Annotated in this window: 12 protein-coding genes and 3 tRNA genes; 1 reads left to right on the plus strand and 14 read right to left on the minus strand. The window is 43.5% G+C overall.

Translation table 11 applies throughout. The features are described 5' to 3' along the window. Window positions 1-4: 4 nt before the first annotated feature. From CWM22_07255 to parE, 11 genes are all read right to left on the minus strand, one after another. Window positions 5-79 (minus strand) — tRNA-Arg (locus tag CWM22_07255). A 37-nt stretch (window positions 80-116) separates the two neighbouring features. Beyond that, on the minus strand, window positions 117-1,322 hold the full coding sequence (locus CWM22_07260; protein AUC91699.1) for a 30S ribosomal protein S1: 1,206 nt from the start codon (window positions 1,320-1,322) through the stop codon (window positions 117-119). 123 nt (window positions 1,323-1,445) lie between these two features. After that, window positions 1,446-1,517, minus strand: a tRNA-Gln gene (locus CWM22_07265). Window positions 1,518-1,655: 138 nt separating this feature from the next. Further along, a tRNA-Tyr gene (locus CWM22_07270) sits at window positions 1,656-1,736 on the minus strand. A 51-nt stretch (window positions 1,737-1,787) separates the two neighbouring features. Then, window positions 1,788-2,021: a DUF2969 domain-containing protein gene (locus CWM22_07275; GenBank protein ID AUC91700.1), complete on the minus strand. Its 234-nt coding sequence runs from the start codon at window positions 2,019-2,021 to the stop codon at window positions 1,788-1,790. 66 nt (window positions 2,022-2,087) lie between these two features. After that, window positions 2,088-3,110: a branched-chain amino acid aminotransferase gene (locus tag CWM22_07280; protein AUC91701.1), complete on the minus strand. Its 1,023-nt coding sequence runs from the start codon at window positions 3,108-3,110 to the stop codon at window positions 2,088-2,090. Window positions 3,111-3,220: 110 nt separating this feature from the next. After that, on the minus strand, window positions 3,221-3,838 hold the full coding sequence (locus CWM22_07285; GenBank protein AUC91702.1) for a DUF4230 domain-containing protein: 618 nt from the start codon (window positions 3,836-3,838) through the stop codon (window positions 3,221-3,223). 211 nt (window positions 3,839-4,049) lie between these two features. Continuing rightward, window positions 4,050-6,503, minus strand: coding sequence for a DNA topoisomerase IV subunit A (gene parC / locus CWM22_07290; GenBank protein AUC91703.1), 2,454 nt, complete (start codon window positions 6,501-6,503; stop codon window positions 4,050-4,052). A 41-nt stretch (window positions 6,504-6,544) separates the two neighbouring features. Continuing rightward, window positions 6,545-7,048 carry a DUF1232 domain-containing protein gene (locus tag CWM22_07295; protein ID AUC91704.1) on the minus strand — a complete coding sequence of 168 codons (504 nt, stop codon included), beginning with the start codon at window positions 7,046-7,048 and terminating at the stop codon, window positions 6,545-6,547. Window positions 7,049-7,080: 32 nt separating this feature from the next. Continuing rightward, window positions 7,081-7,683 (minus strand): cell filamentation protein Fic, encoded by a 603-nt coding sequence (locus tag CWM22_07300; protein AUC91705.1) that lies wholly within the window; start codon window positions 7,681-7,683, stop codon window positions 7,081-7,083. Window positions 7,684-7,705: 22 nt separating this feature from the next. Further along, entirely contained in the window at window positions 7,706-9,655 is a 1,950-nt protein-coding gene (parE, locus tag CWM22_07305) for a DNA topoisomerase IV subunit B (GenBank protein ID AUC91706.1), read from the minus strand. Window positions 9,656-9,797: 142 nt separating this feature from the next. On the opposite strand from parE, the gene CWM22_07310 reads away from it, so the two are divergent. Continuing rightward, on the plus strand, window positions 9,798-10,442 hold the full coding sequence (locus CWM22_07310) for a glycerol-3-phosphate 1-O-acyltransferase PlsY (GenBank protein AUC91707.1): 645 nt from the start codon (window positions 9,798-9,800) through the stop codon (window positions 10,440-10,442). Between the two features lie 664 nt (window positions 10,443-11,106). On the opposite strand, the gene CWM22_07315 is transcribed toward CWM22_07310, so the two are convergent. The 3 genes from CWM22_07315 to rexB all read right to left on the minus strand — a co-directional run bounded on the left by CWM22_07315 (window position 11,107) and on the right by rexB (window position 19,254). Next, window positions 11,107-12,228, minus strand: coding sequence for an IS110 family transposase (locus CWM22_07315; protein AUC91708.1), 1,122 nt, complete (start codon window positions 12,226-12,228; stop codon window positions 11,107-11,109). A gap of 109 nt (window positions 12,229-12,337) precedes the next feature. Next, on the minus strand, window positions 12,338-16,021 hold the full coding sequence (gene addA, locus CWM22_07320; GenBank protein AUC91709.1) for a helicase-exonuclease AddAB subunit AddA: 3,684 nt from the start codon (window positions 16,019-16,021) through the stop codon (window positions 12,338-12,340). Continuing rightward, window positions 15,988-19,254 carry an ATP-dependent nuclease subunit B gene (gene rexB / locus CWM22_07325; protein AUC91710.1) on the minus strand — a complete coding sequence of 1,089 codons (3,267 nt, stop codon included), beginning with the start codon at window positions 19,252-19,254 and terminating at the stop codon, window positions 15,988-15,990. Before rexB ends, addA begins: the two co-directional genes overlap by 34 nt. Between the last annotated feature and the right edge of the window lie 81 nt (window positions 19,255-19,335).

Below are 19,335 nucleotides of genomic sequence, written 5' to 3' on the forward strand. Positions count from 1 at the left end.
TTTTTAGTCCGTCCTGAGGGAATCGAACCCCCATCTCAAGAACCGGAATCTTACGTGATATCCATTACACTAAGGACGGAAAGGAAAAACTTGCACTAGGCAAGTTTTTATATGAATTACAATTCAATGTCACCGAAAAGGTCAGCCATTGAGAATCCAGATTGAGTTTCTGGCAATTCGTAATCACGTTTTTCTTCACGTTTTTGACGACGTGGACGTGGAGCACGTTTTTCAGCTTTTTCTTCGCCTTCAGCAGCTGCTGGACGCTCTTCCAAAGCTTTGATAGAAAGTGATACACGCTCATCAGCTGCGTTTACTTCAAGAACTTTAACAGTTACTTCTTGACCTACTGACAAAGCATCTTTAGGATTTTCAACACGTTTGTGTGAAATTTGTGAAATGTGTACCAAACCATCGATACCTGGCAATACTTCAACGAAAGCACCGAAGTCAGTCAAGCGTTTTACTTTACCTTCGATGACATCACCAGCTGCCAATTTTTGCTCAACGCCATCCCATGGGCCAGGCTGTGTAGCTTTCAATGACAATGATACGCGACCTTCAACTTCGTCGATTGCAAGAACTTTAACTTCAACTTCTTCACCAACTGTTACAGCTGATTTAGGAGATACGTTACGCTCGTGTGACAATTCAGTCAAGTGTACCAAACCATCTACACCACCAAGGTCGATGAAAGCACCGAAGCTTGTGATACGTGCAACTTTACCAGTCACAACTTCACCAACTGCCAATTTACCGAATACTTCAGCACGTGCAGCTGCAGCTTCTGCTTCAACAACGTCACGACGTGACAAGATGAAACGGTTCTCAGCAGGATCAACTTCTTTGATTTTAGCATCAAATTCTTGACCTACAAAACGCTCAGTGTTACGAGTGAAACGGCTGTCGATCATTGAAGCTGGGATGAAACCACGAAGACCTTCAAATTCAACTGCAAGACCACCTTTAACGGCACGAGTTACTTTAACTGTAACAACTTCTTCTTCACGACCAACAAGCTTGTCCCATGCTTTACGTGCTTCCAAACGTTTTTTAGATACAAGATAAGTAACAGTGTCTGTATCTTTACCAACAACTTGGCGAAGTACTAACAATTCAAGTGTTTCACCAACTTTTACAAGGTCGTTGATATCAGCATCACGGTCGTTAGTCAACTCACGAAGAGTCAATACGCCTTCAACACCAGTACCTGAGATAGCTACGTTTGCTTGACCAGCATCAACTGTCAATACTTCTGCAGTTACCACATCGCCAGGTGTAACTTCGCTTACACTGTTCAACAAATCTTCAAATTCGTTCATTATAAAAAAACCTCCGACAATCAGGTCTTTCGACCCAACATAAAATATATTTTATTTAAGGCACACGCAAGGACAACAACAATTAGACATCTTTGACGAACTAGATTATATCTAGTACCTTTACTGGGGTAGCTGGATTCGAACCAACGCATGAGGGAGTCAAAGTCCCTTGCCTTACCGCTTGGCGATACCCCAATATACACCACTAAGATAACGTTATGAAATGAACTCGGGCTAAACGCTGTGTAAAAAAGATAAGTTGCCTGGCAAATCAGGATTTGCTGTCAACTTCCTATTTTTACTGTGCGTTTGACGCCCTTAGTATCTTAGATATGGAGAGAGAGGGATTCGAACCCCCGAACCCGAAGGAGCGGATTTACAGTCCGCCGCGTTTAGCCTCTTCGCTATCTCTCCGTGCACTAACAGTCACTATTCTAACATAAAATAGCGACTATTACAAGCCTTTTAGTGACTTAAATTATAATTTTCAATAATATTTCCGACTGCTTTTTCTAATTTTTTGTAAAAGCTTTCGGTGTTTCCATTTTTTATAACTGCAAAGTTATTTTCAGCCAATTCTGCAATTTCTCCAATTACTTTTTTACCTATAACAAGGCGGTAGCCAGGGAACTCTTCTCTATTGACAAGAACTTTGCTATCTTCAATCTGAATTTCAATTTTTTTATCTTTTTTACTCATTTTCAAACCTCACTTTTACTATTCTACAAAAAAAGAGAAGAGCTTGCAAGTGCAAGCCTTCTGAAATTAATCTACTTCGACAATCCAGCCTTCAGGAGCTTCAATATCACCAAACTGGATACCTGTTAATTCTTCATACAATTTACGAGTGACAGGTCCTACTTCTGTTTCACTATGGAAAACATGGAGTTTGTCTGCAATCTGGATACCACCAATTGGTGAGATGACTGCAGCTGTTCCGCAAGCTCCTGCTTCGACAAACTGGTCTAATTCTTCGACAAGGACTTCACGTTCCACTGCCTTCATCCCCAGACGATGCTCTGCCAAATACAAGAGAGAATACTTGGTAATGGACGGCAAGATTGATGGTGAAATCGGTGTGACAAACTCGTTATCAGCTGTAATACCAAAGAAATTAGCAGACCCTACTTCTTCAATCTTGGTGTGGGTAGCTGGGTCCAGGTAGATGACATCTGAGAAGCCCTGCTTTTTGGCATATTGACCCGGTAAGAGCGATGCTGCGTAGTTACCGCCGACCTTGGCTGCCCCAGTTCCGTTAGGTGCTGCACGGTCGTACTTGTCTTGGATGAGGAAGTTGGTCGGAGCCAGGCCGCCCTTGAAATAGTTGCCAACTGGCATGGCGAAAACGGTGAAAATATACTCTTCCGCAGGTTTGACGCCGATGATGTCGCCGACGCCGATGAGGAGCGGGCGGAGATAGAGGGTGCCACCAGTTCCATAGGGAGGAACGTAGTCTGCATTGGCTTTGACCACTTCTTTACAAGCCTTGATGAAAAGATCAGTCGGTACAGGCTCCATGAGCAAGCGGTCAGCTGTCCGTTGCAGGCGCTCAGCGTTTTGGTCTGGACGAAAGAGCTGGAGTTTTCCCTCCTTGGTACGATAGGCTTTAAGGCCCTCAAAGGCCTGCTGCCCATAGTGAAGGGCTGGTGAGCTTTCTGAAATGTGCAGTTCCGCATCTTCGGTCAATTGCCCCTCAGACCACTGGCCGTTTTTGAAATGAGCGATGAAGCGATAAGGTAGTTTCATATAAGAAAAACCAAGGTTTTCCCAGTCAATGTTCACTGTCATATAGTTTCTCCAAATTCATTTTTTATTATTTTACTACTTTTGAAAGTGATTTTCAATTAAAAATTCAGAAAATTTTGTGAATATAAGAAAAAGCCTGGTAAACCAGACTCTTACTCTTTAAAAACAAATTCTAGTTGAATTTCAGGTGAGATAGCACTAAATAAATTTTGATAGTAGTTTTTAGCTGACTCTTTTATGTCCTCCTGATAATCTGCTAGAAACGTTTCTTGTTCTGCTGACTGAAATTCATCTGTGATAAGTTGGGCAGTATCGATTTCTTCTGTCGCAAAACTCAGTATCTCACCACTCTTATCATATAAGGTATAAGGTTCTTCTGCATCTAATTCCAATCCAATGACTTCAAAGGCTGGAAGGGTAATTTTGTACCGATTTTCAGAAAGATGTTCAATGGATACAGGACTTTTGATACCAAATTTTGCCTTGTACTTAATGATTAAGAGGGCTGATTTTTCTGAGAAGGGCATTTCTTGACCAAATAAGACCGTGTAGTTTTTAGCGGTCACAATTTTCTGGACAGCTGTATTTAGAAATACCAATTCATTGACTTGCTCGACAGATTCAATAGCCGTATGGACACTCACTTCCTGCTGATTACTCTTTTCACCAGAGATGTAGCCGTATCCCCATACACCATACAATAACAGAAGGAAGGACAGAACAAGCCATAGATAGACTTTTATACTGAAAAATAATTTGATAATTTTCATAATATTTACCTCCTCTACAGTATAGCAAAAAGACGAGGCTGGGCAAAAAGCCCTGACCCACTTCTCAGTGTTCGTGTCAACATCTCAGCGCAGTGGTTGATTGGTAGATTTGTTCGTGTTTTACACTCCAAATCTAACCTAATCAACTGTGCGGGGGTGGGAAGACGAACTCTTTTTGACTTAGTCGAGTTCTTTCCCACTCCCATCTTTTTTAGTCTATCCAAGCTCTAAACACTTCCTCATCAGAAATGGTATCCGAGATAAAGCTACCGTTGCTAGTGCGTTCAGACAGGCTAAGCTGGGTCACATCAACCTCATAGAGTTTGCCTGTTTTGGACTGCACGTGAAGGATTTGACTGATCGTTTCATCTTCATTCGCTGTGCTAAAGAGGTCAAAATCCCCCTGGTCCGTCAAGACTGGACCCGCCGCAAAGACACGGTGCGGTTTAGACTTGAGCTCTCGCAGAACCTGCAAACCACGCTTGGCACGGCTAGTTACAGGGATTTCCTCCGTCGCCATCCGCTTAAGGCTACCACGCTGGGTCAGGAGATAGACGGAGCTGGTATTGCTGATAAAGGCCGCAGCCACCACATCCTCATCCTTGAGGTTGACCGCCTTGACACCAGCTGCCTTGGCACCGATGATTGGCACTTCTTCGATGTTAAATCGCAGAGCGTAGCCCTTTTCTGTCATGAGCATGATGTCGTCCAAGACCACAGGTGATACGGTAATGACCACATCCTCTGCATCTTTGAGTTTGGCATACTTGGTTGACTTGGACTTGTAAGTCCGCCATGGTGTGAACTCCTTCCGCTCCACACGCTTGATTTGACCGTATTTGGTCACCGCGAAATAAGTTCCCTCATCAAAATTTTCCACCAATTCAGCGAAGATAATTTCTTCATTGGTATCAAAGTTCATGAGAGTCTGGCTCAGATGTTCACCAATATCCTTCCAACGAATATCTGTCAGTTCATGGACAGGCCGGTAGATGACATTTCCAAGATTGGTAAAGAGCAAGAGGTGCTGGGTTGTCTTGGCATTCTGCAAGAAAATCAGCTGGTCATCCTCTCGTTTGCCCATTTCTTCCAGCGTTGAGGCATTGAAAGAACGCGGACTGGTCCGTTTGATGTAACCTGCCTTGGTCACGCTAACAAAAGTTTCTTCCTCGACAATCAAGCTGGCAGTGTCAATTTCAATCGTTTCTGCCTGATCCTGCAATTCACTCAAACGAGGATTTCCAAACTGCTTCTTGACCTCACGCAGTTCCTTCTTCATGAGATTGAACATGGTCCGCTCATCGCCGATAATGGCTGCCAAGGTCTGAATCTGCTCGCGTAGGGCTGCTTCTTCATTTTCCAAGGTCACAATATCGGTGTTTGTCAAACGGTAAAGTTGCAAGGTCACGATTGCTTCTGCCTGTTCCTCGCTGAACTCATAGCTGACTTTCAAGTTTTCCTTGGCATCAGCCTTGTTTTCAGAAGCACGGATAAGGGCAATGACTTCGTCCAAAATAGAAATAACACGGATCAAACCTTCTACGATATGGAGACGTTTTTCTGCCTTTTCCTTGTCAAACTTAGACCGAGCAATGATAATCTCACGACGGTGGGCGATGTAGCTGGACAGAATTTTCTGCAAGCCAACCTGACGCGGTGTGAAGTTATCAATGGCCACCATGTTGAAGTTGTAATTGATTTGCAGGTCGGTGTATTTGTAGAGGTAGTTGAGAATGGTTTGCTCATCGCTGTCTTTTTTCAGTTCAATGGCAATCCGCAGACCTGTCCGGTCTGACTCATCACGCACCTCGGCAATACCAGGCACCTTGTTGTTGACACGGACATCGTCAATCTTCTTAACCAGAACAGCCTTGTTGACCTCGTAAGGAATCTCGGTAATGACAATCTGTTTCTTACCAGCCTTGAGTTGTTCAATTTCACAACGGCTACGGACAACGACACGACCCTTACCAGTTTCATAGGCTTTCTTGATTTCGTCAACCCCTTGGATAATGGCACCTGTTGGGAAGTCTGGTCCAGGCAAGAACTCCATCAACTTTTCTAATTTAGCTGTCGGATGATCAATCATGTAAACAACGGCATCGATGACCTCCGCCAGATTATGCGGCGGGATGTCAGTCGCGTACCCTGCTGAAATTCCTGTCGCTCCATTGACCAAGAGATTGGGGAAGGCAGCTGGTAGCACAGTGGGTTCTTTTTCCGTATCGTCAAAGTTCCAAGCAAATGGTACGGTCTTTTTCTCGATGTCAGCCAACAGATAGCCAGCCATTTCCGATAGGCGAGCCTCAGTGTAACGCATAGCCGCAGGCGGATCGCCGTCCATGGAACCGTTGTTTCCGTGCATCTCCACCAGAATCTCACGGTTCTTCCAGTCCTGACTCATGCGGACCATGGCATCATAAATAGAGAAGTCACCGTGCGGGTGGAAATTCCCCATGATATTCCCGACTGACTTGGCGGACTTGCGGTAGCCCTTGTCAAAAGTATTGCCGTCCTTATTCATGGAATAAAGAATCCGACGTTGCACGGGCTTGAGACCGTCACGAATGTCCGGCAAAGCCCGCTCCTGAATAATGTATTTGGAGTAGCGACCAAAACGCTCTCCCATGATGTCCTCAAGGGACATGTTTTGAATGTTGCTCATAGTTTTCTTCTTTTATTTTTCTTTTATGTAAAATAGCAGAGCTACTCTTCTAGCTTGTGCTGATTTGCTTGCCAGTCACGGAAGTCGCTTAAGTCTGACTTGATGAGTTTTAAGCAAGCACCAAGAACAAAGGCATCGTCAAGTAGACCTGCTCCAAGGATGAAATCTGGTAAGGCATCAATAGGACTGAAAAAATAAATCAAAGCACCTATAATTGCGAGGATTATCCCTTTGGGTAACTTATTGTAATCTCTACGGATATAGCTTCGCACCATGGAAATCAAGCCTGGAATAGCCGCAAACTTATCTCCACCAAAAGGCATACGAGACAGTTTCCGTTCCGTGCTATGTAAAAAATGTTCTAATTTTCCTTGCTCAGATAGCAAGTTTTCTGCATGTTGCCGAGTTTTGGAAGATTGCCAAATCTTCAATGCTTGGTCAAATTTCTCTTCCAACTCCTGTTTGTTTTTAAATGGCTTGCGCTTTCGAACCCATTCAGACAACCGTTTTTGAAAACGATCAGTTAATTTTACTCTTAGTGGCATAAAACACCTCACATAGTTTGCTTGTGCTAGAGTTACAAATCCTCTGTGCGATAGAGATTGTATCCTTCATAGTAATAAGAATGGTCGATGCCTTTGAAATAAGTAGCCTGACCAAGATCTTCCGTTAAGGCTTGCAATAACAGATATTTAAGCTCTCCTGTTGACACATGGCTTCTAACCATAGCATTGAAATATTCATCTTTATCAATACTATTCCAATCAACAACCTTACCCAAACTATCCCGTAGCATACAATCCAACCAGATACGCATACTACGACCATTTCCTTCACGAAAAGGATGTGCAATATTCATATCTGCGTACTTGTCAACAATCTCATCGAAAGTAGTATGAGGTAGCTTGTCAATATAAGCCAATGACTGTTCCAGAAAAATGCGAGGGGCAAATTGAAAATTGTTTTTGGCAATGTTGACATCACGAATTTTACCTGCAAAATCATAAATATCCTCAAATAAAGCCTGATGAATGTGTTTCAAACCTGCAAAAGTCCCAACTTCTATCTGAAACAATTGGCCAGTTTCGAACAGTTGAGCCGCTTTTTTCTTGCTGATTTGTTCTTCAAGACGGGCTAATTCAGCCGAATTTTCAATCCCCAATTTATTTTCTAAAACCATATGGCACCTCAATTCCCTGAGATTATTTGGTGAAAGCTGTCGCTTCCTCCAAGGTAAACTTCACATTGTCCTCAATCCACTTACGGCGTGGCTCGACCTTGTCGCCCATGAGGACAGATACACGGCGTTCAGCACGCGCCAAATCTTCAATTGTCACACGGATAAGAGTACGAGTTTCAGGGTTCATGGTTGTTTCCCAGAGCTGATCGGCATTCATCTCACCAAGTCCCTTGTAGCGTTGGAGGATAAAGCCCTTGCCGAAATCCTTGCGGAGATCTTCTAATTCTCCGTCAGACCAAGCATAAGCAATCTTTTCTGTCTTGCCCTTGCCTTTGGACATCTTATAAAGTGGCGGAAGGGCGATATAAACCCGTCCTGCTTCTACCAATGGTCGCATATAGCGATAGAAGAAGGTCAGCAAGAGAGTCTGAATGTGGGCACCATCCGTATCCGCATCGGTCATGATTATAATCTTATCATAGTTGACATCTTCCAGCGTAAAGTCTGAGCCAACACCTGCACCGATGGTGTAAATCATGGTATTGATTTCTTCGTTTTTGAGGATGTCCGCCATTTTTGCCTTGGCGGTATTGATAACCTTACCACGCAAAGGTAGGATGGCTTGGAACTTGCGGTCACGGCCTTGTTTGGCAGAGCCTCCGGCTGAATCTCCCTCGACCAGATAGAGTTCGTTTTTGGCTGGATTTTTAGACTGGGCTGGGGTTAGCTTACCTGAAAGAAGCCCCTTGTCCTTCTTGTTTTTCTTACCATTTCGGGATTCGTCACGCGCCTTACGCGCAGCCTCGCGGGCGTCACGCGCCTTAATGGCTTTACGAACTAGATTAGATGCTAGCTCGCCATTTTCCAAAAGGAAGAAAGTCAGCTTGTCCGACACAATGCCGTCCACCACAGGGCGAGCAAGCGGGCTGCCCAGCTTGTCCTTGGTCTGCCCTTCAAACTGCAAATGCTCTTCTGGGACAAGGATAGAAAGGACCGCAGACAAACCTTCACGGTAGTCAGAGCCTTCCAAGTTCTTGTCCTTTTCTTTGAGCAAGTTGGTCTTGCGGGCATAGTCGTTCATAGCCTTGGTAATGGCTAGTTTGAGACCTGTTTCATGGGTACCGCCGTCCTTGGTCCGAACGTTGTTAACGAAGGAGAGGATGTTGTCTGAATAGCCGTCGTTGTACTGCATGGCAACTTGGACTTGGAATCCTGCATCTTCTCCTTCAAAATAAAGGACAGGTGTCAGGGTTTCCTTGTCTTCGTTGAGGTAAGAAACAAAGTCCTGAACACCATTTTCATAGTGATACTCCTCCTGCTCACCAGTCCGCTCATCTGTCAAGGTCATGGTGACCTGTTTGAGCAAGAAGGCTGACTCTTTCAGGCGTTCGGCAATGGTGTTGAACTTGAAATCCGTCGTTGAAAAGATGGTATCGTCAGGCATAAAAGTCACCTTTGTACCTGTTTTTGATTTTGGAGCGGTACCAATCTTCTCTAAGGTCGTGACTGGCTTTCCGCCCTGCTCAAATCGTTGCTTGTAAACAGCACCGTCACGGGTAATCTCAACTTCCAACCAGCTGGACAGGGCATTGACCACCGAAGAACCAACCCCGTGGAGACCACCTGAAGTCTTGTAGCCACCTTGACCAAACTTACCACCTGCGTGGAGAACGGTGAAGATAACTTCAACCGTTGGCTTGCCTGTTGCGTGCATACCAACAGGCATCCCACGCCCACGGTCGGAAACAGACAGGCTACCGTCCTTGTTAATAGTCACGTCAATTCGGTCACCGAAACCAGACAGGGCTTCATCGACAGCGTTATCGACAATCTCCCAGACCATGTGGTGCAAGCCATTTCCGTCTGTGGAGCCGATGTACATACCAGGGCGTTTGCGAACGGCATCTAGCCCTTCCAGTACCTGAATGGCATCGTCATTGTAATTATTTATATCAATCTCTTTCTTAGCCAAAACTGACCTCCATACTTATCATCCTTTCTATATTACAAGTTTTTTAGCATTTTTGCAAAATATTTCTGTCACCTATCGGCTGAGACAGCTCACAAAATAAGATTTTGGACTAAATTAGATGAAAATATGCTATAATGAAAACATGTTAGTCAATCTTATTTTACTATTTATTGCATATTTATTGGGATCTATCCCGTCAGGACTTTGGATAGGTCAAGCTTTTTTCAATATCAACATTCGTGAACATGGTTCAGGAAATACTGGAACAACTAATACCTTTCGCATACTGGGGCCAAAGGCTGGTACGATTGTATTTGTAATTGATTTTCTCAAAGGAACGTTGGCAGCCTTGCTTCCGCTGATCTTTCATGCCCAAGGAATTTCTCCGATTGTATTTGGGTTAATGGCTGTACTGGGGCACACTTTCCCTATCTTTGCCCAATTCAAAGGGGGGAAGGCTGTGGCAACGTCGGCTGGTATGCTTCTGGGCGTCGCACCTGCTTTTTGCCTCTATCTCGTTCTAATCTTTGCCAGTTCACTCTACTTGACGTCCATGGTTTCCTTCTCTAGCGTCTTAGCAGCAGCTTTAGCAATCTTAGGAGCTCTGCTATTTCCAGCAATAGGAATCATCCTGCCAAGCTACGACTGGCTCTTTACCATCATCATCGTCTTTTTGGGCCTATTTGTCATTATCCGCCACAAGGAAAATATCCAGCGAATTTTGAAAAAGGAAGAAAACCTTGTCCCATTTGGACTCAACCTAACCAAACAGAAAAAGCGAGTTTAAATCACTCGCTTTTAATTTATAGTCTTTTAGATTACCTTTAGTACTCGCTCCAAAGGTTCGGGGAACCTTTGGAGGTTGGAGATATAGCGAACAAAGTTCGCCTCAATAGCTGCAGACAGCTTGTACAGTCGAATGACTATGCAAGGTTGGAGATAGCACTTGCGGAGCAAGCCACCCCTGCAAAGTACGGCAAAGCGAGTTCAAACAATCCAGCGGAATGTTTGAAGTTGGAAATAAGGAAATGGAGTTTCCTCTTGCGTCGAAGTAATAAAAGAAAAACTAAATGACTGATATGTAAAGCCCTTTGTCAAGTAAAAACAATCGAACTGATTAAAAAATGAAAAGTATCTAGAAAGAGCCTAGTTCTTAGCTTCGGGCATTGGCCACTCTGATATTCGTGGATTGGTTACCTACAGGTCAATGGTTCTGCCGCGAGTCCTACTCTCTATAAGCGTGGATCACAATTGTGCCACTTAGTCATTTCGTAGATGACTCAAACCTTGAAGTCCTAAACTCCTTCAAGATACTTTCCATTCAAACATGATTTCAATCCTTATTTCTGTCCAAATTCACCCAGTGATTTTGGATAGAAATAGGGATTCCTCATCGCTCTGCGATGATAAAACTTAATGGTCAAAAGTGTACATGAAAACAAGCGCTAACTTCAAGCTATTCTTCCTGTCATCATCCCCCAAATAAAACCAGACAATTCTCGTGCAATAGCTGTTTTAGCAACATTTTGTTTCTTATTTTTTCCTAGAACAAGTGTGCGATAACGTCTTCTTAAGCGTTCATTAGCCTTATCCGCATAAGCAATCACCTCCACTCGGTTTCCACTTTGTCTCCGTTTCAATTCTTTGGATTTATACCCAATCGTCCCCTTAGCCAATGATTGTGCAGCTTCTATCAGAAGTCGTCTCACATGGCTATTCCCAGCTTTGGTGATAGCACCTCTTCTCTCCTTGTCACCGCTAGAATTTTCGTTAGGAGTTAGCCCAAGATAGGAAGCAAAATGTTGAGCTGTCGCAAAGCGGTTAAAATCACCGATTTCCGTCACAATGGAAAGTGCGGTTAGTGTTTTAATGCCAATAAAGCAAGAGAGCCATGAGACCTTCTCTTGATAACTGTCGCTTTGACCCAGTTGCTCAATTCGCGCATCATACCGTTCTATTTGATCTACTAATTTCTCATAGGTCAATAGGTATTCTGTCAAAATCTCTGCGTAAAGTCCATCAGGATTTAGGGAATGGAGCCAGCGGACATGTTTCTGTGTCCAATTACTGCTTCCCTCGGTATAGCGAAAATCATGTCGGAGACAGAAGGCAAGAATTTGTTGTTTGATTTTCTTCAGAGCCACTTTGTGGTCTGTTCTCATGCGGATATATTCTTTGACTTGTTCATCCTCAACAGTAGGAATATGAACAGGCCGATAGCTACGAAAGGCCAGAGCTTTTGCGAGCTGAGCTGCATCTTTTTTATCAGTCTTAACACGCTTAGATCCTTCCTTCATCACCGTTGTAGGCGCCATCACGATACAGGGAATCCCGTGAGCTTGTAGCTGGTGATATAGGGTAAATCCAAGACATCCGGCTTCGTAGCCACATAACACTTCTGCATCTTGACCATATAAACGACGAAGCTCATTCACATAGTTCACAATATAGCTAACATTTGGACCAACTTTAGTGCTATGTTTGAATTGATTCGCCATCATATCATAATAGCAGAGTGAAAAACTTTCTTTGTGAACATCCATTCCGATGAAAAGTGTGGTAAAATGAAACATATAAGACCTCCAATTGAGTGTGGTAATTCCTGTTAGAAGTTGATTGTTTTTTTTATTCTAGTGTACAGGTAAATCCACGAATTCTCAACTGGGGGTCTTTACATATTGTCTATATTTTGACTTCAACCACTTCTATTCTCTCCCCACCAAGCAAAATCAAATGGCAGTCTACACGATCTATCTTGTAGGCTTTTTTCAATGCCTCGGCATAGAGTTGCATTTGAGCTTGGTAACGTTGACTGAGTTGGATTGGTTGGTCATATTTGTCTGTCTTGTAATCAAAGAGGACAATATGATCATCATACAGTAGGTAGCCATCGATAATTCCACGCAGGACAAAGTTTTCCTGAGATACAGGATCTGTCTGCAAACTTGCAAATGGAGCTTCTCGGTGGAGTTTGTCCGTATTGGCTAGAATTTCTCTTCCTAAGTCTGTATCAAAGAAATCCAAAATCATCTGAACATTGATTTTATCTTTAATCGCTTGCTCAGCATGAACAGCTTCTAGAGCTGCTCTTACCGTATCTTCTGTCACCAACCAAGACAGATCCAAGCGTTGCATGAGTTCATGGACTGCTGATCCGACTTGGGCTCCAGTGATTTTTGGTTTCTTGGAGAAATCTGGCAAGTTGAAGGTCCGTTTTGGCTGGTATTTTTCCATAACTTCCATGCCTTCTTGTTCCAAAATAGGCTCATAGAGTTTCTTGATTTGACTTGGAGTCCGTAAACTTGGCAATTCAATGGCAGCCTTATAGCGTTCGTTCAACTCTTGAACAGAAGACAGCTGGTCCAAGGCCTGGGCGATGTCTTCTGATTGACGAATATCTTTAAGGCTGGTATCTTCTAGCTTACTCTTCAATTTCAGTTTACCGATCTTCTCCTCTGTCAAATCCTCGTCCGTTACAAAGACTTTCTTGAAGCGCAAGTCTTCTCCTGAAAAAGCCTCATCAATGGCTAGAATCCAGTCTTGGAAGGTTGCCATGCTTTCACGAGTTGATAGGGCAAGTACGCCATCTTCCTTTTTGCCATCGTATTTTTCAGCTAACTTGTCAGCATTGCCCTTTCCAACCAGATACAGCTTCTTCTCGGCACGCGTTAGTGCAACGTAAAGCAACCGCATTTGTTCTGAGAGATTAGCAATTTTTAGCTCTTGGAGATTATTTTGATAGGGAAGGGTGTTCATTAAGACTCGCACCTGAGGCAATGGGCTATTTACCTTATCTTTCATATCCGCTAAATATTGGATACCTAGACCATTTTTCCGGCTGATAATGACTGACCAGTAATGGTCTTCCAAGTTGAATCGCTTATCGATGTTCATGAGGAAGACATATTTGAACTCCAAACCTTTTGACTTATGGATGGTCATAAGCTGTACAGCATTTTGCGGTAGAAACTCTTGTACATCTGCCAAGTCCTTGTCATTTGCTAAGGCACGGTCAATCATGGCGATGAAACGAGACAAGCCCTTGTAGCCTGTTTTTTCGAACTGGTTGGCACGCAGACCTAGTGCATATAGATTGGCCTGACGCTTGCTACCATTTGGAAGAGCACCAACATAGTCATAGTAGAATTTTTCATTGAAAATCTTCCAAATCAAGTCATAAATAGAATGCAGTTTGGCAAAAGCACGCCAGTTTTCTAAGATAGACAAGAAATCCTTGATTTTCTTCTTCAACTCTCCTGACATAAGTTCAGGATGTTGCCCATTTGTTTGATGGGCTATTTCCATTTTCTGGTACAAGAAACCGGTCCCAGCCTGCAAGGAAATCCGTGTCAGCTCATCCTCATCGAATCGGAACATAGGCGATTTAAGCAGGGCAACCAAGGCATAGTCATTGAGTGGATTATTGATAACCCGCAAGGTATCCAGCATGATCATGACTTCTAAAGATTGCAAATAGGAGGCTGCTCCACCATCTGCCACAATTGGAATCCCGTGTTTTTCAAAAATGGACATAATGAGGTCATTGTGCGTCCGTTTTTGCACCAAGAGAGTGATATCCTTGAAGTCTGCTCCTTCTTCATTGTGAAGACGAATAATCTCTTTTGCAACGACCTCAATTTCACCAGCAGTCAGAGGTGTTTCCTCCTCAGCATCCATTGAAGAATGTGCGCTCTCCTGCTGGTCGTAAATGAAGTATTCCATCTCATGCTTGGGCTGGGCAATTTTTTGACCAGGACTACCAGCCACTAGACTGTGGGTGTCGTCATACTTGATTTCCCCTACTTGACGGTCCATCAGACGCGTGAAAATAGCATTTGTTGCCTCCAAGACCTCAATCTGACTACGGAAGTTTTCCTTGAGTAATATCAATTTCCCAGCCTGAGGATTTTCCTGATACAATTCAAATTTCTCTTGGAAAATCATCGGATCCGCCTGACGGAATCGATAGATGGACTGCTTAATATCGCCCACCATAAAGCGGTTGTGACCGTTAGACAGCAGGTCCAACATTCGCTCTTGGCTATGGTTGTTATCCTGGTACTCGTCCACCATGACTTCGTGGTATTTTTCTTGGAAAAACTGGCGGATGTCTGCATTTTCTTCTAAAATACGAATAGCGAAATGCCCAATATCACCAAACTCAAAAGCTGCTTCCTTGATTTTGACATCCAGATAAGCCTGCGAAAAATCCAAGACAAAGTCACGTAATAATACGAGCAGTGGCAAAGCTTGAATCTGATAGTCTTTCAGCAGGGTTAATTCATAGACTTCCTGACCCAAATCTCGTAGTCCAGAGATAATCTGGCTCTTGCCAGCATTGTATTCTTCTTTAAAGGCTATCAAATGCTCATCTTTTGGTCGATTGGCATTGGTCAGGCCTTTGCCTCTGGACTGGTCATTGATGAGAAGGACTCTTTCAACCCGCTCCATCAACTGCTTGGAATCCAGATGGTCTATACCAGTTAACAATTCGATTACATCTTCAACGCTTGAAAAATACTTAGCAGAACCAAAGTCATTTCTGCCCCATTCCACATGGTAGCGGAAGAAATCTGCAGCTTGATAGAGCTTGTCTAACACTTTTTCCTTAAAGCCTTGCTCTAGCATCTGCTCTATACGCTCTTGACTGTACAAATCAGCTTGAACAGCTTGCTCTTTCAGCCATTTAGTTGGACTGCTTGTCGATTGGCTAAAATCATGTACCTGATAAATAACCTGACGGAAACCACTGTTATCCTTGCGGTTGCCCGAAAAATTGCCAACCAGTTTGCGGAATGCACCATTTTCATCCTGTTCAAGATAATCTGCAAAGAGCTGGTCAAAAACCTCTTTTTTCAGACTCGCTTTTTCTGTCTCATCCTGTAAAATCCGAAACTGCGGAGAAATACCAAGGCTATAACCATAGGTTGTCACCAATTTCTGCGTAAAGGAGTCCATGGTACCAATATCCGCCTTGGTCAAATCCGCCAACTGGGCAGACAAATGCTGTCGCAATTCCATATCGGTCGTCTCCGAAATGGTTTCATTGAGATTTTTCTCGATCCGCTCCTTCAACTCACCAGCCGCTTTGACTGTAAAGGTCGAGATAAAGAGCTGGTCAATCCCGACACCACGCTTCAACTTATCCAAAATCCGTTGAACCATAACGAAGGTCTTGCCTGACCCAGCCGATGCAGAGACCAGAACATTCTGACCATGCGTGTAGATGGCTTCAATCTGCTCAGGTGTGCGTTTTTGTTGCTTATCAGAATTGGCTTCCGCCAGCTGCACAGCCTTGATTTCTTCCGAGTTTAAAAATTCTTCAAAAGCCATTAGTCCTGACCTCCTTTCATTCGTTCCATCCAATCTTGACGCTTGGCCTCTTTGACCAACCGCCGTGCCATACCCATATGTCGATCCGCCTCAAAACCAGTGATTGCCTTCAGCTGCTCACCTGCCACCGAACGCCCATCTTTTGTATAAGGGTTAATAGCAAAGCGACCATCCAGGATGTCCTTGGCAGCTTGTTTGTAGAGTTCTTGGTTGTGGTTCAATAACACCGCAAACTCATCTTCCGTATAGAGTTGGTTACGAGTCTGATAAAAATGATTGAGCCCCAGACTTTCCTCCTTCAAGAAAAGCCCCTTGTAAGCCAAGCTAGTATTGGCAGCTCCTTCTAGCTGTTCTAAATTCTTCGTGTCTTTTAATTTGATAATCGGATCCTGCAAATGCAAATACATAGCTCCAAAAACAGGTTTATCCTTGGTTTCATCCAGCTCTTGTAAGGCTGCCAAGTAGGTTACCAACTGAGGTTTAAGACCATTGTAAAAATCCCCAACTGAAAAAGATTGGTCACTGGACTTGTAATCCACAACACCGACAGCCTGATTGATTTGTAAGGTATCCAAGCGGTCAATGGTACCATTTACATGCACACTCTTACCATTTTGAAGGTCAAAAACCAGCGCCTTATCCTGACGGAAACTCTTTTCCTGACCATCAATTTCCACCAAATCATTATCCCGCAAAATGGTTGCACTGGAGCGAGCAATCTTATCCAGCACCTCCTCCGTATAACGAGCATCCGCATCCTGGTTATAAAACATAGCAAATTCTGCCTCGTCACGTGTACGCAGGATGGCCTTGTCCACTTTTTGATCAAAATCTAGCTCAGATTGGTCCATGACCACTCGTTCAAAAATCCGATGCAAGAACAAACCATGCTGAAAGGCAGTCGGATGGATGGATTCCTGTTCCCGCAAGCGAAGAACATTACGGACAAAGTAAAGATATTGGTTGTTGTAAAAATTGGTTAAGCTGGATGCTGAAAGATTGAGCGGCTTATCCTCTGGATATAAAGCAGCCAATGTATCAGCTGAAAGCTGTTTAGAAGTAATTTCGCCAGTAATGGTCGGAATTTCAATGCCTTGCGACTCCAATTTCTTCTTCAAATGGCGAACCAAGACTGTCCAGAAGGCCCTCTGCCCTTCCCATTCTTCATGATCAAGAGAGGGTCTTTCCGACTCAATCAAACGGGATAAGAGACTCTTGTAGTGACCGATGTCTTGCGGACTAAGTGTTTTCATCCTTCCACGTTCTTCGGATTTCAGCCCCATTTTTTGGAGAATCTTAATGTAGGGTGACAGACTATCTTCACCTTCGTTATAAATCTGAGGAGTTGAAATGACTAACTGTTCCGTCGCAACATTCAGCAGAGACATCATGGCTGCATGGTTCTTCTTGATATTCTCTCGGCTGACCAAATCGAAACGTGAAGAACTGGCTGAAACAAGATTGACTTTTTCCATCTCTTCTTCTGTCAATAGACTGGTATTCTTAGCAACTTTTGGAAAATTAGACTGGCCCATCCCGATAGCATAAACATACTTTGCAGTGTGTGGCTCAATCAAATCATAGGATTTGACATTGACCACATCAACCGTTGCAGGAACGGTACGATAGTGGCTGGCCTGCATTCCAGCCTGTAAAATAGCCAGAAAATCATCCATTTTCAATTTTTCTTTTCCGAAAACCTGATGAAAATTCTCAAGAATATAGGTAAAACTTTTCCAGACCTGCTCTTCTTTTTCTTGCTCTATTTCGCTCAAATTTCGAGACATTTTTTCCATATTTTTAGGAAGCTCAATCGCCTCCAAAAATGCCATAAATTTCTCAAGCAAGGCAGCTCCAGATTGTGGTCCAGCCTTAAACAGCTGGTTCAAAGGTTCCATAATCTTAGCACGTAGGGGTTCCAAGACATTCAAATCATAAACAAGCCTTTTCTCCTTAATGACTTCAGCGTCATAGTCTGCTCTGCTATTGGCCACAAACGCCCTCGAAAAAGCAGCCTGGCCTTTCATATCCGCAAAGAGGATGTAAGACTCAAATAGGTCCAGCTCCTTTTGGGAAATGCTGGCGTACAAACCAGATTTGAGGAGATTGAGCAGGTCTTCCGAACGGAAACGATAGCGACGCAAGCGCTCCAAGGACTCCACAAAATGGACCAGAGGATGATGACTCATCTCCTCTGCCTTGCCGAAATAGTAAGGAATGTCATACTTGTCAAAAATCTTGCCAATCTGCAACTTGTAGCTATCCACATCACCCAAGAGCAACAAAATGTCTTTATAGCGTACCCCTTGGTGTATGTGTTGGCGAATTGCAGTCGCAACCTGCTCCACCTCTTCTTTTTGGTTAACGACCTCCCATAGCTGGATTTTTTCTTGGTCTGCTGGAGTCAACTCAAGTAAGGTTCCGCTATAATCATAAATCGACTCCATATTCTTTGAAAATTTTCCAATACTATCCAAGACTGGCTCTTGACCAATATATGAAATCTTTGTCTGGAATTGGGCTGATAACTGGCGCAAAAAGTCAACATTAGCTTGATAAACATTTCCTTCAATATAGGTCGCTTGCACAGCTTTCTTGCTGGCATATACACCAATCAGGATTTCCGACACCCGTTCATTTAAAGCACTTACTAAAGCTTCTTCTTCTGCCGAAAAACGAGAAAATCCGTCTACCACCAGCACAATGTTCTTCAACTGCTCATCCAACTGACCAGTTTCTACCAGGCCAGTCAGCTGTGCTAACTTAGACTGATGCTCAAAGCCTTCTTTGGACAAAATGTCTGTTACAGCCAGAAAAATCTTTACCAAGTCTGCCTGCTTATCTGGTGAGTCCATGGCTTCCAAGTCCAAAATAGACATATTTGCCCGTTGCAATTCTTTGTATAAAGCAACCAGCTGATTAATGAAACCAAAATCTGTCTGCAAACGACCATAGACTTTCAAGTCGCCATCTTCAAATTGCGATAGAACACGAAAGAAAATCATTGCCAGACCAACATCATCCAGCGGTTGACTTGCTTCTTTCCTATCAATCATCAAATAGCGGGCCAATTGCCCAAAACGGGTCACGATAATATCAAAAGTTGCCTGTTCAGGTAGGTATTCCAAAACCTTGCGTTCCATCTCAAAGGATAGAGAGTTTGGAGCAATATAAAAAACTCGCTTACCTTCCTTAGCAAATTCTGCTGCGGTATCCGTTAAATACTGCGTCAGAGGATTGCGAATATCTGTATAGACTAATTTCATATCAAATTCTCATTCTTTCATTGAACTTACTATGTCTAGTATATCAAAAATGCGTATACAAAAAAAGGAAAGGCGAACCTT

It is taken from the genome of Streptococcus suis (genome assembly GCA_002831545.1).
GTDB lineage: Bacteria > Bacillota > Bacilli > Lactobacillales > Streptococcaceae > Streptococcus > Streptococcus suis_P.